13 protein-coding genes are annotated in these 17,576 nt (G+C 73.9%); 11 read left to right on the plus strand and 2 right to left on the minus strand.

Annotated features, from left to right (window positions below):
- The first annotated feature begins 32 nt into the window (after positions 1-32).
- Genes JHE00_RS00670 through JHE00_RS00685 form a run of 4 tightly spaced genes read left to right on the plus strand, consistent with a single transcriptional unit; the run spans position 33 to position 3,488 of the window.
- Positions 33-374: a DUF742 domain-containing protein gene (locus tag JHE00_RS00670; RefSeq protein WP_200315703.1), complete on the plus strand. Its 342-nt coding sequence runs from the start codon at positions 33-35 to the stop codon at positions 372-374.
- Complete coding sequence (locus tag JHE00_RS00675; RefSeq protein WP_200313671.1) at positions 349-996, plus strand: GTP-binding protein; 648 nt, start codon at positions 349-351, stop codon at positions 994-996. Before JHE00_RS00670 ends, JHE00_RS00675 begins: the two co-directional genes overlap by 26 nt.
- Positions 989-2,221, plus strand: a complete 1,233-nt coding sequence (locus tag JHE00_RS00680) for a styrene monooxygenase/indole monooxygenase family protein (protein WP_200313673.1) — start codon at positions 989-991, stop codon at positions 2,219-2,221. Before JHE00_RS00675 ends, JHE00_RS00680 begins: the two co-directional genes overlap by 8 nt.
- A 34-nt stretch (positions 2,222-2,255) precedes the next feature.
- Positions 2,256-3,488: a styrene monooxygenase/indole monooxygenase family protein gene (locus JHE00_RS00685; RefSeq protein WP_200313675.1), complete on the plus strand. Its 1,233-nt coding sequence runs from the start codon at positions 2,256-2,258 to the stop codon at positions 3,486-3,488.
- A 142-nt stretch (positions 3,489-3,630) separates the two neighbouring features.
- On the opposite strand, the gene JHE00_RS00690 is transcribed toward JHE00_RS00685, so the two are convergent.
- Entirely contained in the window at positions 3,631-6,729 is a 3,099-nt protein-coding gene (locus tag JHE00_RS00690; RefSeq protein WP_200313677.1) for an AfsR/SARP family transcriptional regulator, read from the minus strand.
- Between the two features lie 25 nt (positions 6,730-6,754).
- Entirely contained in the window at positions 6,755-9,586 is a 2,832-nt protein-coding gene (locus JHE00_RS00695; RefSeq protein ID WP_307831758.1) for a patatin-like phospholipase family protein, read from the minus strand.
- 189 nt (positions 9,587-9,775) lie between these two features.
- Between JHE00_RS00695 and JHE00_RS00700 the strand changes: the two genes are divergently transcribed.
- The 7 genes from JHE00_RS00700 to JHE00_RS00730 all read left to right on the plus strand — a co-directional run bounded on the left by JHE00_RS00700 (position 9,776) and on the right by JHE00_RS00730 (position 17,573).
- The gene (locus tag JHE00_RS00700) at positions 9,776-10,684 is read left to right on the plus strand and encodes a universal stress protein (protein ID WP_200313679.1); all 909 of its coding nucleotides are present in this window, start codon (positions 9,776-9,778) and stop codon (positions 10,682-10,684) included.
- Positions 10,685-10,908: 224 nt separating this feature from the next.
- Positions 10,909-11,496 (plus strand): Rv1733c family protein, encoded by a 588-nt coding sequence (locus JHE00_RS00705; protein ID WP_200313681.1) that lies wholly within the window; start codon positions 10,909-10,911, stop codon positions 11,494-11,496.
- 79 nt (positions 11,497-11,575) lie between these two features.
- A complete protein-coding gene (locus tag JHE00_RS00710; protein WP_200315707.1) occupies positions 11,576-12,628 on the plus strand; it encodes a zinc-binding alcohol dehydrogenase family protein in 1,053 nt (350 codons plus the stop codon).
- 24 nt (positions 12,629-12,652) lie between these two features.
- Entirely contained in the window at positions 12,653-13,630 is a 978-nt protein-coding gene (locus JHE00_RS00715; RefSeq protein ID WP_200313683.1) for a DUF3048 domain-containing protein, read from the plus strand.
- Between the two features lie 13 nt (positions 13,631-13,643).
- Entirely contained in the window at positions 13,644-16,277 is a 2,634-nt protein-coding gene (locus tag JHE00_RS00720) for an ABC transporter permease (RefSeq protein ID WP_307831759.1), read from the plus strand.
- Complete coding sequence (locus JHE00_RS00725; RefSeq protein WP_200313685.1) at positions 16,264-16,950, plus strand: ABC transporter ATP-binding protein; 687 nt, start codon at positions 16,264-16,266, stop codon at positions 16,948-16,950. The genes JHE00_RS00720 and JHE00_RS00725 overlap by 14 nt, the downstream gene beginning before the upstream one ends.
- Positions 16,947-17,573, plus strand: a complete 627-nt coding sequence (locus JHE00_RS00730; protein ID WP_200313687.1) for an ATP-binding cassette domain-containing protein — start codon at positions 16,947-16,949, stop codon at positions 17,571-17,573. The genes JHE00_RS00725 and JHE00_RS00730 overlap by 4 nt, the downstream gene beginning before the upstream one ends.
- Positions 17,574-17,576 lie beyond the last annotated feature (3 nt).

Raw genomic sequence — 17,576 nt, forward strand, 5'->3', positions numbered from 1 at the left:
TGTCCACAGAGAACGGATCCGCGCAGAAGAAGATGCGCAGCAAGCGGATCCGCCCCTACGCGCTCACCGGCGGGAGGACCAAGCCCCGGTACGACCTGCTGGTCGAGACTCTGATCTCGGTACCGCACTACGACCCGAGCCTGAGTGACTCGCTGATGCCGGAGTCACGCCTGCTGTACGAGCGTGCGCGCACACGCGTGTCCATCGCGGAGCTGTCGGTCCTGCTGTCCATCCCGCTCGGAGTGGTGCGGGTCCTGGTCAGCGACCTCGCGACGCAGGGTGCGATCTACATCCACCCAACGGCACACGCCTACCAGCACGATCGGAACGTACTCGAGAGGATCCTCGATGGACTCAAGCGGCTACCGGTCTGAGGCAGCGATCGGGGCCTCGGATCCAGACGCCGACGCCGGCCTGCTCACGGTTTCCGCGAAGATCGTGATCGCCGGTGGTTTCGGGGTCGGGAAGACGACGTTCGTCGGCTCGGTCTCCGAGGTTCCGCCGCTCAACACCGAGGCCTGGATGACCGAGGCCGGAACCGGTGTCGACGACCTGCCCCCCGACGGCACCAAGTCCACCACCACCGTGGCCATGGACTTCGGTCGCATCACGCTGCACTCGGACCTGCTGTTGTACCTGTTCGGCACGCCGGGCCAGGCGCGGTTCTGGTTCCTGTGGGACGACCTCTCGCGCGGCGCGCTCGGCGCGATCGTGCTCGTCGACACCCGGCGGATCGACCAGTCCTTCGCGGCGATCAACTACTTCGAGAACGACTCGGACCTGCCGTTCATCGTGGCGGTCAACAAGTTCGACGGGGCCGTGGAGCACGACCTCGACGAGGTGCGGGACGCGCTCGCGCTCGACCCGGCTATCCCGTTGATCACCTGTGACGCGCGTGAGCCCGCCTCCACCGCGGAGGCGTTGCGCTCGCTCGTCACCTACACGTTGTCGCTGGCGGAGCTGACGGAACCGGGAAGGGTGCGGGCGAATGCCTAAGGTTCTGATCGTCGGTGCCGGTCAATCGGGGCTGCAACTGGCCCTGACGTTGCTGGAGCACGACTACGAGGTCACCGTGATGTCGGCCCGCACGCCGGACGAGATCCGCAAGGGCCGCGTCATGTCGACGCAGTGCATGTTCCACGACTCGCTGGAGCACGAGCGCGAGCACGGCCTGAACCTCTGGGAGCAACAGACCGTCAAGGTCGAGGGACTCGGCCTCTCCGTCGCGGGCCCCGACTCGAGCCGCGTGATCGACTGGGTCTCGCGGCTCGACGACTACGCGCAGTCGGTGGACCAGCGCGTGAAGATGGCGGGCTGGCTCGAGCTGTTCGAGCAGCGCGGCGGCAAGCTCGTGATCCACGGTGTCACCACGGCCGATCTGAACAAGCTCGCCGAGATGTACGACCTCGTCGTGGTAGCGGCCGGCAAGGGCGAGCTGGTCGAGCTGTTCGACCGCGACCCGGAGCGCTCCCCCTACACCGCGCCGCAGCGCGCACTGTCGCTGGCATACGTGCACGGCATGACGCCGAGGCCGGAGCACCCGGACTTCTCGGCCGTGCGGTTCAACATCATCCCCGGCGTCGGCGAGCTGTTCATCATTCCCGGCTACACGTTCACCGGGAACTGCGAGATCCTGTTCTTCGAAGGGATCCCGGGTGGTCCGCTGGACTGCTGGGACGACCGGCCCGGCCCGGACGAGCACCTGGCGCGGCTGCTCGGCTTCATCAAGCAGTACCTGCCGTGGGAGTACGAGCGCTGCCACAACGCGGAGCTGACCGACCCCCGCGCGACGCTCGCGGGCGGCTACACGCCGCTGGTCCGCCGCCCGGTCGGCGAGCTGCCCTCCGGGCACGCGGTGCTGGGGATGGCTGACGTGGTGGTGGCCAACGACCCGATCACGGGTCAGGGCTCCAACAACGCGGCCAAGTGCGCGGCGGTGTACCTCGACAAGATCCTGGAGCACGGCGACAAGCCGTACGACCGGCAGTTCATGCAGGGCACCTTCGACGCGTACTGGGACTACGCCCAGCACGTGACACAGTGGACGAACGCGATGCTGCAGCCGCCGCCCCCGCACGTGCTGGAGATCCTGGGGGCGGCCGGACAGCTGCCCGCGGTCGCGAGGCGGTTCGCCAACGGCTTCACCGACCCCTCCGATTTTCAGAACTGGTTCCTCGACCCGCAGAAGGCCGCCGACTACCTGGCGAGCGTCGCGAGCTGAGAGACAACAGAAACCGGGGAGGGGTCACGGTTCCATGCGCAAGATTCTGATCGTCGGATCGGGTCAGTCCGGCCTGCAACTGGCGCTCACACTGCAACAGCACGGCTACGACGTCACGATGATGTCGGCGCGGACGCCGGAGGAGATCAGGGCTGGCTGGGTGATGTCCACCCAGTGCATGTTCCACGACTCGCTGACCATCGAGCGGTCGCACGAGCTGAACCTCTGGGACGGCAAGGCTCCGGCGATCACCCACCAGGGTCTGTCGCTGGCGGGGCCCGGCGGCGACCGGCTGCTCAACTGGGCTGGCGAGTGGATCAGCCCGGCGCAGTCGGTGGACCAGCGCGTGAAGATGGCCGACTGGCTCGAGCTGTTCGAGCAGCGCGGTGGCAAGGTCGTGATCCACGGCGTGACCACGGCCGACCTGAACGCGCTGGCCAAGATGTACGAGCTCACGATCGTCGCCGCGGGCAAGGGCGAGCTCGTGCAGCTCTTCGACCGCGACAACGAGCGGTCGCGCTACACCAGGCCGCAGCGTGCGCTGTCGGTGTCCTATGTGCACGGTGCGCAGCAGCGGCCCGAGCGGCCGCCGGGCTCGATCGACGTGTGGATGAACAACTCGCCGGGCACCGGGGAGAACATCAACATCCCGGGCCTGACGCTCAGCGGCGCGTGCGACATCGTGTTCATGGCGGGCATCCCCGGCGGTGATTTCGACTGCTTCGCCGACCGGCCGGGTCCGGAGGAGATCTGGAGCCGGCAGCTCGAGAACATGCGCAAGCACTTCCCGTGGGAGTACGAGCGGTTCCGCGGCGCGCAGATCACCGACGGGCGCGGCACGCTCGTGGGCGGCTACACGCCGGTGGTGCGCAACCCCGTCGGCGAGCTGCCCTCCGGCCAGATCGTGATGGGCATGGCCGACGTGGTGGTGGCCAACGACCCGGTGACCGGCCAGGGCTCCAACAACGCCGCCCGGTGCGCGGAGTACTACCTGCGGGGGATCCTCGACCACGGCGACGGGCCGTTCGACCGGGACTGGATGCGGCAGACCTTCGAGTCCTACTGGGACCACGCGCAGTGGGTCACGAAGTTCACCAACACCATGCTCGAGCCGCCGCCCGAGCACGTCCAGCAGATCCTGGGCATCGCCCAGGAGAACCAGGCGGTCGCCGACCGTTTCGCCAACGGCATGAACAACCCGGCCGATCTCGCCGAGTGGTTCTTCGAGCCGGAGAAATTCGAGAAGTACCTGGCGAGCGTCAGCTAGAGAACCAACCCGGAGGCCACCCTCGTCGATCGCGGCGAGGGTGGCCTCCGTCGGTGTCGTGACCGGATCGGTCCGCACCAGGTCCCGATTCGGGGCCCGTGAGGCTGCCGGGTTCCCAGACCGGCGGTGTGACCACCTGGCCTCAGGCGCCGAGTCCGGTGAGGAAGTCACAGGCGGCCGGGAAATCCAGCGTACGTCCACTGTGGAACGCGGCGGCGTAGCCCGCCTCACCTAGTGCCGATCCGCAGCCGGCGATGATCGGCGCGACGTCGGGATCGGTGCCGCGCACCGCGCCCCGCAGGCCCTCGGCCACGCCGAGCAGGCGCGCCGCGGCGGCGGGATCACCGGCGCGCAACGTGCCCGCGGCGACGCCCTCGACGGCGTCGGCGATCTCGCTGCGAAAGGCCAGCCCGAGCGCCAGCGACAGCGCCGTACGGAAGTGCTCCGTGGCTCGGCTGCCCTGGTCCTCGGCCAGCGCGATGTGGCCGAGCTCGGTGTGGATCCGGGCGCGGGCCGAGGTGCTGAGCCAGTCGCTGCCGCACAGGCCCAGCGCTTCCTCCGCGCGCAGGCGCGCCCCGGAGTGATCACCGCGGGTGCGCGCGAGCGCGGCGTGGCCGGAGTGGGCCAGCGCCCTGGTGGCGGGAATCCCGGCGCGCCGCGCGAGTTCGGTGGCCCGGTCGAGACAGCGCCGGGCGTCGTCGAGATCGCCGCGCCGCAACCGCTGCCCCGCCCTGCGATACCAGAGGTCCGCCAGCTCCTCGCTGGCGTCGAGCTCGGCGAAAAGCCCGATGGCCTCGTCGGTGAGCCTCAGCGCGCGGACATGGTCGTCGCGGAGCGCGGCGATGGTGGCGAGCCCGTCGAGCGACTGTGCGAGACCCCACCGGTCGCCCACGGCGCGAAACCGCACCAGCGCGTGGTCGAACCGCGTCTCGGCCGCGGCGAGCTCACCGCTGAACAACGCCAGGTACCCCTGGGAGAACTGCGCGAGCGCCTGGCACCACGGATCCGTGCTGGCGAGAAAGGCGCGATGCAGCGGGGTTTCCGGCTGCAGCGGGTCTGGTGGTCCGCTGTGCAGCGCCCACACGATGAGCAGGTGCGGCTGGCGCAACGGCCAGTCGAGCGAGGCGATCAGCTCCTCGGCCGTGCGCAGGTGCGCCTCGAGGTGTGCCTCGCCGGTGGTGCCCGCGTGCATGACGCACAGCACGTACTCCTCCTCGAGCCCGGGCGGCGGTGCCGGGCCGAGGTCGTCCAGCAGCCTGGCGGCGTGCGGAGCGATCTCGCCCCGGACGCCGCGCAGCCGCCAGTACGCCGTGAGCGCGCCGATCAGCTCCAGCGCCAGCCCGCTGTCGTGGGCCACGGCCCAGCGCAGCGCCGCGGTGAGGTTGGTGTGTTCGGCGGCGAGCCCGGCCAGGCGGTCCGGCTGGTCCGGACCACGCAGCTGCGGGTCGGTCTCCCGCGCCAGCGTCAGGAAGTACCGGGCGTGGGCGCTCGCGACCTCCGCGCCGTCGCCCGACTCCGCCAGCTTCGCGGCGCCGAACGCGCGGATGGTCTCGAGCATCCGGAACCGGCCACCGGCCGCCTCGACGAGTGACTTGTCCGTCAGCCCGGCGAGCAGGTGGTCGGCCTCGCCGGGCGGTAACCCGCACACGGCGGCGACCGCGGGCGCCGTGGCACCGCCCGCGAAGACCGAGAGCCTGCGGGCCAGTTCCTGTTCCGGTGCGTCGAGCAGCTCCCAGCTCCACTCCACCACCGCGTGCAACGTGCGGTGGCGTGCCGCTGCGGTCCGGCTGCCCCGGGCGAGCAGCGCGAACCGGTCGTCCAACCGCGCGTCGAGCTGGTCGAGCGGCAGCGAGCGCAGCCGCGCGGCGGCCAGTTCGATCGCCAGCGGCAACCCGTCGAGCGCGGCACAGACGCGTTGCACGACGGGTGCGGTGCTCGCATCGAGCACGAATCCCGGGCGCACGGCGGCGGCCCGGTCGGCGAACATCCGTGCGGCGGGGGAGTCCGCCTCGCCGGACTCCAGCGGGGCGAGCGGGCACAGGTGCTCGCCGGTGATGCCCAGCGCCTCCCGGCTGGTGGCGAGCACGCGCAGTCCGGGAACGGCGGTGAGGAGCCGGTGCACGAGCAGTGCGGCGCCGTCGACGACGTGCTCGCAGTTGTCGAGCACGAGCAGTGGTGCTCGTTCGGCGAGCGCGGCGACGAGCCGGTCGAGCGGCCGCGGCGCGTCGGGCGCGGTGCGGAACAACCCGGTCTCGCGCAGGCCGAGCGCGGTGAGCACGGCCTGGGCCACCTCGCGGTCCTCCGCGACCGAGGTGAGGTCCACGAAGCACGCCTCGCCGCCGCGGTGCGCGACCTCGATCGCCAGGCGTGTCTTGCCCGCGCCGCCCGGGCCCGTGACGGTCACCAGCCGGGTGTCGGTCAGCAGCGCGGCGATCCGTTCGACGTCGGCGTCGCGGCCGACGAAACTGGTGAGCTGCGCGGGAAACGGGGCCGGTTCGGCGGCCGGGCGATGCGCCCGCAGCACCGCGACGTGGGCGTCGGCCAGCTCGGGGGAGGGATCGGCGCCGAGCTCGTCGGCGAGGGTGCGCCGTGCGTCCTCGAACGCCAGCAGCGCCTCGGCGTGGCCGCCCGTGGCGTGCAGCGCGCGCACCAGCAGCACCCTGCTCCGTTCCCGCAGCGGGTGGGCCGCGACGAGCTCGCGCAGGTGCGGCACCAGCCCGGCGGCCTCGCCGAGTGCCAGTGACGCCTCCGCGTGGTCCTCCACGGCGCCCGTGCGCGTGTCGGCGAGCCGGGCCACGACGGCCTCGGCGAACGGAGCCCCGGCGACGTCGGCCAGCGCCTCGCCGCGCCAGAGGCCGAGTGCCTCGCGCAGCAGCCCGCGCGCCACGTCGGGCTCCCCGGCCGCGAGCGCACGGCTGCCCTCGCTCGTGAGCCGCGTGAAACGGTGCGCGTCGACGGTGTCGGGGTCGACGGCGAGCCGGTAGCCCGCTCCGGAGGACTCGACCAAACCCGGCCCGCCCAGCGCCTTGCGGACTCGCGACACCTGCGCCTGCAGGGCGTTGTCGGCGCCGGCGGGCGGCTCGGTGCCGTAGATCCCGTCGGCCAGCCGGTGCGCGCTCACGGGCCGGCCCGCGTCGAGCGCCAGCATCGTCAGCAGGGCACGCGCCCTCGGCCCGCCGACGGCGACGGGCTCACCGGTACCCGCGCGCACCTCCAGCGGGCCGAGCAGACCGATCCACACGGGGTGATTCTCGCGCATCCCGCCGTCAGCGCACGGCCGCCTCGGTCGATGCGGCGGGCGTGGCGGGCACCGCGGGCGTGGCGGGCATGGTCGGGACCGTCGACACCGCGCGGGCCTTGGCTCCGATGTGGCGGCCGAGTTCGGTGTAGGCGGAGAACTTGGCGTCGTCGAACCACTGGTCGCCGGTGCTGTCGTTGGGAAACTCCGGCTGGTGCGCCGCGTACGACAGCAGCTGGTACGGCAGCTCCGGCCACAACACCGCCCTGGCCACCACGAGCCTGCCCCTGACCTCGTCGCAGAGGCCGCTTTCCGGGGGGTAGATGATCGTGCCGGTGATCAGCGGCGAGGCCGACAGCCTGCCCGCGAGCGTCAGTGTGTCGATGCCGGGCACGTGCTCCACCTGGCCGGCCTCGGCCTGCCACGGCTCGTCGAGCTCCACGCGCACGCCGAGTTCCTGGCGCGCCAGGGTGAGCGCCTCGGCGAAGGTGCTGGCCGTCGGCGGTGGGTCGTTGCTCGCGTCGACGCAGTAGATGAGCGTGCAGCGGCGGCGGAACAGTTCGACGAGACCGAGGTTGTCGTAGTGCCCGCCGTCGCTGACGTGCAGCAGCCGATCGCGGTTCGGGTGGATGCCGAAGACCTCCCGCAGCAGGTAGGGCAGCCTGCGTGCCCTCGGCAGCCACGGGTGCGCCCAGTCACCGGCCTCGGCGGCCTCGTGGGCGTGCCGCACGAACTTCGGGTTCGGCAGCCACGCTCCCAGCCGCGCGCCCGAGACGGCGAGCAGCACCTGGAACCAGCGGCTGGCCTTGCCCATGGCCGAGGCGAACGCCGCGCCGCTGATGGCCACCGCGCCCTGCACGGTGAGGTCGCGCCGGAACCGTGGCGTCACCGCGCGTTCGAGGTCCGCCGTGCGCACCCAGCCGACGTCGGGGCCTCCGGTCCAGTCGGCGCTCATCGTGTAGGACACGGCGTTGAGGCCCGGCGGCGTCCGGGCCTCGCCCGTGAGGTTGGCCGCGGCGGCGAACACGACCTTCGGGAATCCGGCCGTCGCGGCGCCGTAGCGCGACAGCGACGTGCGCTCGGCGGGGTCGTAGGGCACGGCGACGACCTGGCCGTCGGCCTGGCGTCGCACGGAGCGCACGGCGAACGCCGAGGCGAGGCGCTGACGGTAGAAGGGATGCAGGCTCAGCGACGTCACGTCGAAACCCGCGCCCAGTACGAGCACCACGGCCGCGACGAGCGCCGCGGTCCACAGTGCCTCCGGATCGCCCAGCGTCGTCGCCGATCCCGCGAACAGCAGCAGCCACACCACCGCCAGCACGCCGGTCGTGACGATCACCAGCAGTCGTTGCAGCACGCCGCCGGGCAGCGCCGCGGGGATGCCGCCCGTGCCGCGCCGGAACAGTCCCGCCGCCTGCCTGCCGAGCATCGCGCGATGGCGCCAGAACATCGAGGCGATCGCGGCGAGGTAGGTCAGCACCACGGTGCCGACCGGACCGGCCACGCCTGCCGAGACCCTGCCGGTGGACTCCAGCAGGGCCGCCGCGGCCCAGACCAGCAGCGGTACGGCCAGCGCGAGCACGGCGAGCGTGAGCGCGACCGTCGCGAGGGGCGCCACGAGCCGCCCGGCCCGCGCCCGGCGATGTGCGTTGCCGCGCGTGAACAGGGCGAGCAGGAACGCCGCCCCGCCGACAGCGCCGAGGGCGACGAGTGCGCCGGGGCGCGGCGCCGGGTAGGTCAGCGGGTCGAGTGTCAGCGGGGTGAGCGGCACGGCGTCGTAGAGCGCGCCCGCCAGCACCCCGAGCACCACCGCCGGCCCGAACAGCACGGCCAGCGACAGCACCAGGCCCCTGGCGATGCGCCCGAGCGCGGCGAGCATCCGGCCCGGGGTGTCGGCGAGGTAGCTCGAGTTGCGGCGCACGTGGTGCAGTTCGGCGGTGCCCTCGGCGAACACCGAGGCCGGGTCGCGGACCGCGTCGCCGGGCAGCGGCGTCGGGGGCCGCGCCTCGGTGAGTGCCTGCTGCAGCGCCCCGGCCGTGTATCCGCCACCGGAGACGGACACGAGGTAGTCGGAGGAGAGCAGCTCCGCGCGCAACGACTGCAGCGCGCCCATCGCGACGCTCGCGGCGCGGATCCCGCCGCCGGACAGGCACACGCCGGTGGTGTGCGTGCCCTCGGCGAATCGGCGGCTCACGGCGTCGGGGTCCACGCCGGGCACGGTGTAGGCGTCGCGCCAGCGGGTGGCCTCCGGATCGCCGTCGCGTGGCGCGGGCGGGTCGTCGGCCTCGACGGGCCTCGGTGCACGGGTGCGCAGCCGCGTCCTGGTGCGGGCGGCCAGCGCGGAGGGGGAGTGGGCGACGCAGCGCCAGAGCAGCGTCACCACGCCCCAGAGCCCGATCGCGACGGCGGGCAGCAGTGCGCTGAACTCCAGCACCGCCGCGGCCGCGGCCAGATCCCGCGCCCACGCGGTGCCGATCAGCAGCAGCACGTTGGCGAGAACGCCCGCGGCGACGGTGATGACGGTCGAGACGCGCGCCAGCCGCGCGGCCTGGAACGCCCGTGGGCCGCACGCGCACCAGTGGGCCGCCCTGGCGGCGAGCCACAGCGCGGTGCCGAGCGCGGCGAGGAACAGCAGATCCCACGCCGCGTCCCCGGCCGTGCCCGCGGGCAGCGGTGTGTCGCCGCCCGCGAGCACCACGTCCGACGGCGGCGCGGGCAGGACGAGCCCGGTGAGCGGGAGAACGAGCGCGGCGAGTCCCGCGCGGGCTGCGATGGTCCTGCTCGGCGCAGGACTCGGCGATGACACGGTGCCCCCAGTGTGTGGTCCCTCGACGGTGACGATCAGCAGTCTGGCCTTCACCCACAGGGGTGTAAAGCGGGGTCCGGTTCCCGAGTGGGCAATTCGGCGTCCTGAGCGGGCGACTCGGGGTACTGAGCGGGGGACTCGCGTGCGGGAGCGGGGGACTCGCGGCGGAATCAGGGCAGTTCGTCCCTAGTCGCTCGCCGGGTGCGCCGGGAGCCTGGGACGCGGAAACACACGAGGTGAGAGATGACCACAGCGACCTTGACCGCGCCCCAGGCCGTGCGCATCGCCGAGTTCGTGCCCCCGCCGCCGATCGTGGTGGGCGTCGACGGCTCGGCCACGTCACTCGACGCCGTGCGCTGGGCGGCCAGGGAGGCCGAGCGCACCGGCGCCGCACTGCGCCTGACCCACGCGTGCGACCTGCCGCCGCTGGAGAGCGAGGTGCCCGAGGACACCGAGGCCGCGTCGTGGGCCGGGTCGGGGCGCTGCTGGCTCGTGACCGCGGCGTCGGTCGCGGCCGCCGAGGCGCCCGGTGTGGAGACCGACTGGAGCGTGCGGATCGGCGACGCCACGGCGGTGCTGACGGCGCAGTCGCGAGAGGCCGGGCTCGTGGTGCTGGGTTCGAAGGGACTGGACGGCCGTCGGCGGCCGGGATCGGTGGCGAGCGCCGTCGCCGGGAGCGCGGCGTGCCCGGTGGTCGTGGTGCGCGACGGCACCGTCGGCGCCGACACCGGACTGGTCGTGGCGGGCACGGACGGCTCCCCGGCCGCGTGCGACGCCCTCGCGTTCGCGTTCGAGGCCGCCGCTGTCCGGAATGCCCGGCTCGTGGTGGTGCGGGCCTGGTGCGGGCCGTGGGCGGCGGAGGCGGGCGACGACCTGGGGCCTGCCGGGCTCACCGCCGCACGGGAGTGCGAGAACCGCAGGCTGAGCGCCGATCTCACCGGCTGGCGGGAGAAGTTTCCCCGGGTGCGCGTCTCGATGTTCGTGGCGAGCGGCGACCGGCCCGCGCCCGCGCTGCTCGCCGCGGCGGCGAACGCGCAGTTGCTCGTGGTCGGGCGCCACGGCCGCGGCGGTGCCCCCGCGCTCGGGTCGGCGAGCGGGGAGCTGCTGCGCGACGCCGGGTGCCCGGTCGCGGTCGTCCGGCCTCCACAGTGAGGTGTTCCACTGTGGACGATTGTGGGAAGGTCGCTTCGTTGGGCCGAATCGGTGACGCGCGACGCACATGTCGCCATTGTCACAGGGAATTGGTGTGGTCCAGGAAACGATGACGTTGAAACATCCACCGCCTCAGCGGGGATAATGCCGGTACCGGATGGAAAACCGGCGACTGACGTGGAAGCCGCCGGGCAAAAGGGGGTCGGTGGCAGGTGGCGTGGCAGATGGCATCGTCTGGAGGCAGAACCGCGCGGCTGTGGCGGCGGGTGCACGTCGGTCGCAATCCACTGGCGCGCCGGGGAGATCGCCTCGAAGCGCGACTGCTCGTGACGTTCCTGCTCGTGGCACTCTTCGCCATTCCGGTCATGGCCTCGCTGGGCAGCGAGACCTACGCGGCGCGGCTCGCGGTGGCCGAACGAGAAGCGGGCGCGAAACACCAGGCGAAGGCCGTGTTGCTCGCCGACGCTCCCGTGAGCATGACCGCCGGGGAGATGGAGAACGTGCGCGTACGGGCGAGCTGGCGCACGCCCGACGGGTTCGACCGTGTGGGTGAGGTCGCCACCTACCGCGGCAGCACCCGGGGCACGGAGATCCCGGTGTGGCTCGACGAGCGCGGCGACCTGACGAGCCCGCCCGTCACGAAGTCGGGCGCCGCCACCGACGCGGTGAGCGTCGCGATCTCGGCGTGGCTGGGTGTGCTCGCGCTGTGCGCGCTCGTGTTCGCCGCCGTGCGCGGACTGCTGTCGCGCCTGCGCGCCGCGCAATGGGCCCGTGAATGGGCGCGGGTGGAACGCGAGTGGAGCCGACGTTGAGCGCTCGCCCGGCGTAGGGTCCTGGTGTCCTGATAGGACCCGCCCGAGGGGGTGAGCCGTGACCGGTGTGCCGTCCTCGATGCGCGCGTGGCGGGTGAGCCACCCCGGGCCGATGACCTCCCGGCCGCTCACCGAGCACGAGATCCCGGTGCCCCGCGCGGGGCCGGACGAGTTGCTGCTGCGCGTGCGCGCCTGCGGCGTGTGCCGCACCGACCTGCATCTCGCCGAAGGTGACCTGCCCGAGCATCGGCGGGCGGTCGTGCCGGGCCACGAGGTGGTCGGCGAGGTCGTCACGGCGGGTGAGGCGGCGGCCGGCGGATTCGTACCCGGCGAGCGCGTGGGCGTCGCGTGGCTGCGCGGCACCTGCGGGCACTGCGACTACTGCCTGCGTGGCGCGGAGAACCTGTGCCCGGAGTCGGTGTACACGGGCTGGGACGCCGACGGCGGTTACGCGGAGTACACCACCGTGCCCGCCGGCTACGCCCACCGGCTGCCGCCGGGCTACTCCGACGCCGAACTGGCGCCACTGCTGTGCGCGGGCATCATCGGCTACCGCGCATTGCGCCGCACCGAACTGCCCGAGGGCGGCAGGCTCGGCGTTTACGGCTTCGGCGCGAGCGCCCACCTCGCCGCGCAGCTCGCGCTCGCCGAGGGCGCCACCGTGCACGTGCTGACCCGCAGTCCGAGGGCGCGGGAACTGGCGTTGCGGCTCGGCGCCGCCTCGGCGAGCCCGCCCGGTGGCCCGCCGCCGGAACCGCTCGACGCGGCGCTGCTGTTCGCCCCCTCCGGCGCACTCGTCCCCGTCGCGCTCGCCGCGCTCGACCGGGGCGGCACGCTCGCCGTCGCCGGTATCCACCTCAGCGGCATTCCGCCGCTCGACTACCAGCGCCACCTGTTTCAGGAACGCAGGTTGCTCAGCGTCACCGCCAACACCCGCGCCGACGCCCGCGAGTTCCTGCGCCTCGCCGGTGAGCACCGGCTGCGGGTCACGACCACGCCCTACGCGCTGGCCCGTGCCGACCGCGCGCTCGCCGACCTCGCCGAGGGCGGGGTCGAGGGCGCCGCCGTGCTGGAGAACCGGCCGAACGGGGGGCAGCGCCGGCCCCCGGGGTCTGCTTCAGTGAAGGGGTGACCGCAGCCGGGAGGAGGCCGCGCGATGCTCACCACGCCGCTGCGTCAACTACTGGCTTCCGTGCTGGTGTTCCTGGTCGTCGGGGCCACCGTGGCCGCGCTGCTGCTGTTCGGCGGTGGTGACGGAGAGTCGGCACGGCCCGCTCCGCCCCGCGCCGAGCCTGGGCAGTCCGAGACGCGGGCTCCCGCGCCCTCCGAACGGGTGCTCGCCGTGAAGATCGACAACGTCGCCGCCGCCCGGCCGCAGACCGGGCTGGCCTCGGCCGACGTCGTCTATGTCGAGCCGGTCGAGGGCGGGCTCACCCGGCTCGCCGCCGTGTACTCGTCGCGGATGCCCGAGGTCGTCGGCCCGGTGCGCAGCGCCAGGGAGACCGACGTGGAGCTGCTGGCCCAGTACGGCCATCCGACGCTCGCCTTCTCCGGGGTGGCGCCCGAACTGCTGCCGATGCTGCGCCGCGCCCCGCTCACGGCCGCCTCCGAGCAGCGTGTGCCCGGTGCGTACTTCCGGGATCCCGCGCGGCCGATGCCGCACAACCTGTTCGTCAGACCGGACCGGCTGCCCACGGGCTCCGGTCCGGGACCGGATCACGTGTTGCCCATCGGCCCCGCGCCCGAGGGCGGCACGCCGCAAGGCCACCACACCGCGAGGTTCCAGGCCGCCACGTACGACTTCCGGTGGGCCGCGCAGCAGCGGCGCTGGCAGGTCTCGCTCGACGGCTCTCCGCTGCTGACCACGGAAGCGGGCCAGGCCTCGGCACACACGGTGGTGGTGCAGCGGGTCGCGACCAGGGCAGGCGCCCAGGTCGAGGACGCGGCGGGCTCGCTCTCGCCGGTCGCGCGCACGGTCGGCACCGGCGCGGTCACCGTGCTGCGCGATGGCCGGGCGTTCGAGGGCACCTGGTCGCGTCCGTCGGCGGGCGAGGGCACGACCTTCACCACCGCGGCGGGCGACCCGCTGCCGCGGGCCACGGGGCCCGTGTGGGTGCTGCTGGTGCCGCGCTGACAGACTCGGCCGGGTGAGTCGCTGGGGGATGCCGACGCCGTGGTCGCGCGCGCCGCTCATGCTGCTGCGCAGGCCCGTCGTCGCGCTGGCCGTCGCCGCGGCGGCGCTGCTCGTGGCGTTGCCCGCCGCCGCGGCCCCGTTGTTCCTCGCCTCGGCGGGCAACGCGACACTGCGGCAGCTCACCGACGCGTCGTGCTCGTGGCAGTCCGGACTGCAACTCTCGGCCGCCGTGCCGATGTCGCCGACCCCCGAGGCGCCCGATGACCCGACCGGAGCCGAGCTCGTCGACCGGCGCGTGGACACCGTGCGCGAGCAGACCCGGGACCTGCCGCACCTGAGCGAGCCCGTGGTGACGCTGTCCACCGGGGCGGCCGTGTCGCCCGCGGCGGACCCCGACCAGTCGGTGGTGACCCTCGTGGCGCGCGACGGCTTCGCCGGGCACGTCGATGTCGTCGAGGGCGGCGACGGGCCCGGTGTGTGGCTGCCGGACCGGTTCGCGCGCACGCAGGGGCTTTCCGCCGGGGACCGCGTAACGCTGTTCGGTGAGGACGGGGGAACGAGTACGCGCGTGGCCGCGGTGTTCCGAGACCTGCGCTCGGTGCCCGAGCAGCCGTACTGGTGCAGCCTGCGCGAGACGATCCACGGCACGCCGCTCGGCAACGCCCCGGTGTACCCGGTGGCACTCGCGCCGCGCGACGAGGTGCTCTCCGTCGCCGAGAACGGCGACGCGGGGATGCGCATCGAGCGGGCCGTCGACACCGAGGGACTCACCACCGTCGGCGGGCGGCCGACCGCCGAGGGGCTGGACCGGCTGCGCGCGACCACCGTCGCCTCGCCGGAACCCGGCATCTTCGACGACTCCGCACCGTACGGCGCCGCGTTCACCTCGTCGCTGGGCGACATGGTCAACCGCTCCGAGCTGGTGCTGGCCGCGCTGACCGGAACGGTGGTGCCACTCGCGGCGGCCGGCACGCTCGCCGGGCTGGTGATCGCCGCGGCGGCGGGCGCGTTCTGGGCCGACCGGCGGCGGGCGGAGCTCACCGTGCTCTCGGCGCGCGGGGTGGGGCCGGTCGCGCTCGGCGGCAAGGCGGCGCTGGAGACGGCGGGTGCGGTGGTGCTCGGCGCCGTCGCGGGCTGGGCGGGCGCGCACGGACTCGTCGCGGCCGTGGGGCCGAGCCCACTGGTGACACCGGGAGCCACGAGGGCGTCGCTCGTGGCGGCCGCGGTGGCTCTGGTGGCCGCGCTCGCGGCGGTCGCGGGTGTCGCCGGGTTCCGGGCCGGGCGGCTGCACGACACGCGGCCTGCACGGCACCGGCGCTGGGCGCGTGTGCCGTGGGAGGTCCTGCCGCTGGGCGCGGCGGTGGCGTGCTGGTTCGCGCTCGACTCCGACGTGCAGGTGCGTGCCGCCGAGGCCGTGGGCACGGTGGCCCGGATCCCGCCCCGGCTCATCGTCGCGCCGGTGCTGCTGGCCATCGGGCTCGCGATGCTCGGCGCCCGGCTCGTCCGGTGGGTGCTGACGAGGCTGCGCACCCGCGCGCTGACCATGAACAGACCCGCGGCGTTCCTCGCGCTGCGCAGGGTGAGCGCCGCGCCGCTCGTGGCGTCGGTGCTCGTCGGCGCCGTCGCGGTGCCCGTCGCGCTCGCCGGGTTCGGCGCCACCGTCACCGGCTCGGTCGACCGCACGATGCACGCCGAGAGCCAGCTGATCGTCGGTGCCGACGCCGTGCTGACGCTGGAGGAGCGGGCACCCGTGCCGCCGGAGCTGGCCGGGCGCGCCGGTGTCGTGACGCGCTACGTCGACGCGCGGCTCGGCGACACCACCGTGCACGTGCTGGGCGTGGACCCGGAGACCTTCGCGGCTGCCGCGTTCTGGGATCCCGCTTTGCCGGGACCGGCGCTGACCGAGCTGCTCGACCGCGTGGCCGAGCCGGGCGGCGCCGCCGTCGCCGGGGTGGCGGCCGAGGACGCCGGGAGCGTGCTCACGATCAGGGACGGGCACCGCGAACTGACGCTCACCGCCGTGGCGCAGCTGCCGGGCAAACAGGCGGGCTATCCGCTGGTGCTCGTCGACCGCGCTCTGCTCGAGGAGCTGGCGCCGACGGCCCAGTCTCAGCTGTGGGCACGCGGCGATCCCGACGAGATCGTGGCCGCGGCCTCGGCGGCGGGGCTGCCCGTGAGCGCGGTCGCCCGCGCCGAGGACGTGCAGGCCAGCGGCGTCTACGCCGGGATCACCTACACGTTCGACTTCCTGGCCGCCGTCTCGCTGCTCACCGGGGTGGTGATCGTGGTGGGCCTGCTGCTCTACCTCGACGCGCGCTCGCGGGCCCGGCGCAGTGCCTCGGTGCTGTTGCGCCGGATGGGCGTCGGAGCGGCGGCGCACTGGCGGGCGCTGCTGCTCGAGGTCGGCGGTCTGCTGCTGGCCGGGTTCGCCGCGGGCACCGCGCTCGCCGCCGTCGTGATCGCGCTGACCGCGGCGGACTACGACCTCGACCCGGGCACGGCACCCGGCACGCTCGTGGCCGTGCCGTGGCCCGTGGTCGCCGTGCTGGCGGTGGCGACCGCGCTCACCGCGGTGCTGGCCTCGGCGGCGGCCCAGCGTGCGGCCTCGGCCGCCCGGCCCTCGGAGGTGCTGCGTGACACCCGCTGACCACGCGCTGAGCTGTAGCCGGGTGAGCCACAGCTATCCCGTCGACGACGCGCCGGTGCGCGCGCTGGCCGACGTGTCGCTGACGGCGTCGCGCGGCGCGGTCACCGTGCTGGCGGGCCCGTCGGGTTCCGGCAAGTCCACGCTGCTGCGCATCCTCGGCTGCCTCGACCGGCCCGACGAGGGCAGCGTCGAGGTCGAGGGCGTGGTGACCACGGCACTGTCGACCCGGCGGCGCCGGGCGTTGCGCCGCGCCCGCATCGGCTACGTCTTCCAGGATCCCGCCGACAACCTGCTCGGCTACCTGACCGTCGCCGAGCACGTCGCCCTCGGCGCGCGGCTGCGCGGCGGGGACGGTACCGGCGGCGGCTCGGCCGCGGTGCTGGAGGCGCTCGGCGTCGCCGACCGGGCCGGGCACCGGCCAGCACAGCTCTCGGGCGGCGAGCAGCAGCGCGTCGCGCTCGCCTTCGCCGCGGCGGGCGAGCCGCCCGTGCTGCTGGCCGACGAGCCGAGCGCCCAGCTCGACCGCGCCGCCACCGGGCTCGTCGTGGGTGCGCTGCGTGAGCTCGCCGCACGCGGGCACGCGGTCGTCGTCACGACCCACGACCCGGAGGTCCTCGCCGTGGCCGACGAGGTGATCGACCTGGTCGACGGCGAGCGCAGGGAGCGGGCATGAGCGCGAGGCCGATCCTGACGGTGTCCGGCGTGCGCAAGGACTACGGGAGCACAGCGGCGCTGGCCCCGACCAGTCTCGAGCTCGTCCCCGGTGAGCTCGCCGTGCTCACCGGGCCGTCCGGCTCGGGCAAGAGCACCCTGCTGATGATCGCGGGCGGCTGGGAGACCCCGGACGAGGGCGAGGTGATCCCGCACCCGCCGCTGGCGGACGTGGCGATGGCCGAGCAGCCGTGGGAGCACGTCGGCGTGGTGCCGCAGTCGATCAGCCTGCTCGAGGAGCTCAGCATCGCGGACAACCTCGCGTTCGCCGCCCGCCGCCGCGGCAGTACGGGCGGCGCCGATCTCGCGGCGTTGCTCGCGGCGCTCGACCTGGACGTGCTCGCGGGCAGGCTGCCGGGGGAGACCTCGCGGGGAGAGCAGCAGCGCGCCGCGGTCGGCAGGGCGCTGGCCGCGGGGGCGTCGCTGGTGCTGGCCGACGAGCCCACGTCCCACCAGGACCGCCGCCGCGGCGAACTCGTGCTCGATGTGCTGCGCGCGGCCGCCGACGGCGGCGCCTGCGTGCTCATCGCCAGTCACGATCCGGTGGCCATCGGGCGCGCCGACCGCGAGATCTCGCTGGGCTGAGCG

The sequence above is a fragment of the Prauserella cavernicola genome (genome assembly GCF_016595675.1).
GTDB classification, from domain to species: Bacteria; Actinomycetota; Actinomycetes; order Mycobacteriales; family Pseudonocardiaceae; genus Prauserella_A; species Prauserella_A cavernicola.

Coding starts and splice junctions, on each gene's coding strand:
- JHE00_RS00715 (WP_200313683.1), top strand. CDS start 12,653: ATGCTCACCACGCCGCTGCGTCAACTACTGGCTTCCGTGCTGGTGTTC.
- JHE00_RS00710 (WP_200315707.1), top strand. CDS start 11,576: ATGCGCGCGTGGCGGGTGAGCCACCCCGGGCCGATGACCTCCCGGCCG.
- JHE00_RS00730 (WP_200313687.1), top strand. CDS start 16,947: ATGAGCGCGAGGCCGATCCTGACGGTGTCCGGCGTGCGCAAGGACTAC.
- JHE00_RS00685 (WP_200313675.1), top strand. CDS start 2,256: ATGCGCAAGATTCTGATCGTCGGATCGGGTCAGTCCGGCCTGCAACTG.
- JHE00_RS00675 (WP_200313671.1), top strand. CDS start 349: ATGGACTCAAGCGGCTACCGGTCTGAGGCAGCGATCGGGGCCTCGGAT.
- JHE00_RS00680 (WP_200313673.1), top strand. CDS start 989: ATGCCTAAGGTTCTGATCGTCGGTGCCGGTCAATCGGGGCTGCAACTG.
- JHE00_RS00705 (WP_200313681.1), top strand. CDS start 10,909: ATGGCATCGTCTGGAGGCAGAACCGCGCGGCTGTGGCGGCGGGTGCAC.
- JHE00_RS00700 (WP_200313679.1), top strand. CDS start 9,776: ATGACCACAGCGACCTTGACCGCGCCCCAGGCCGTGCGCATCGCCGAG.
- JHE00_RS00670 (WP_200315703.1), top strand. CDS start 33: ATGCGCAGCAAGCGGATCCGCCCCTACGCGCTCACCGGCGGGAGGACC.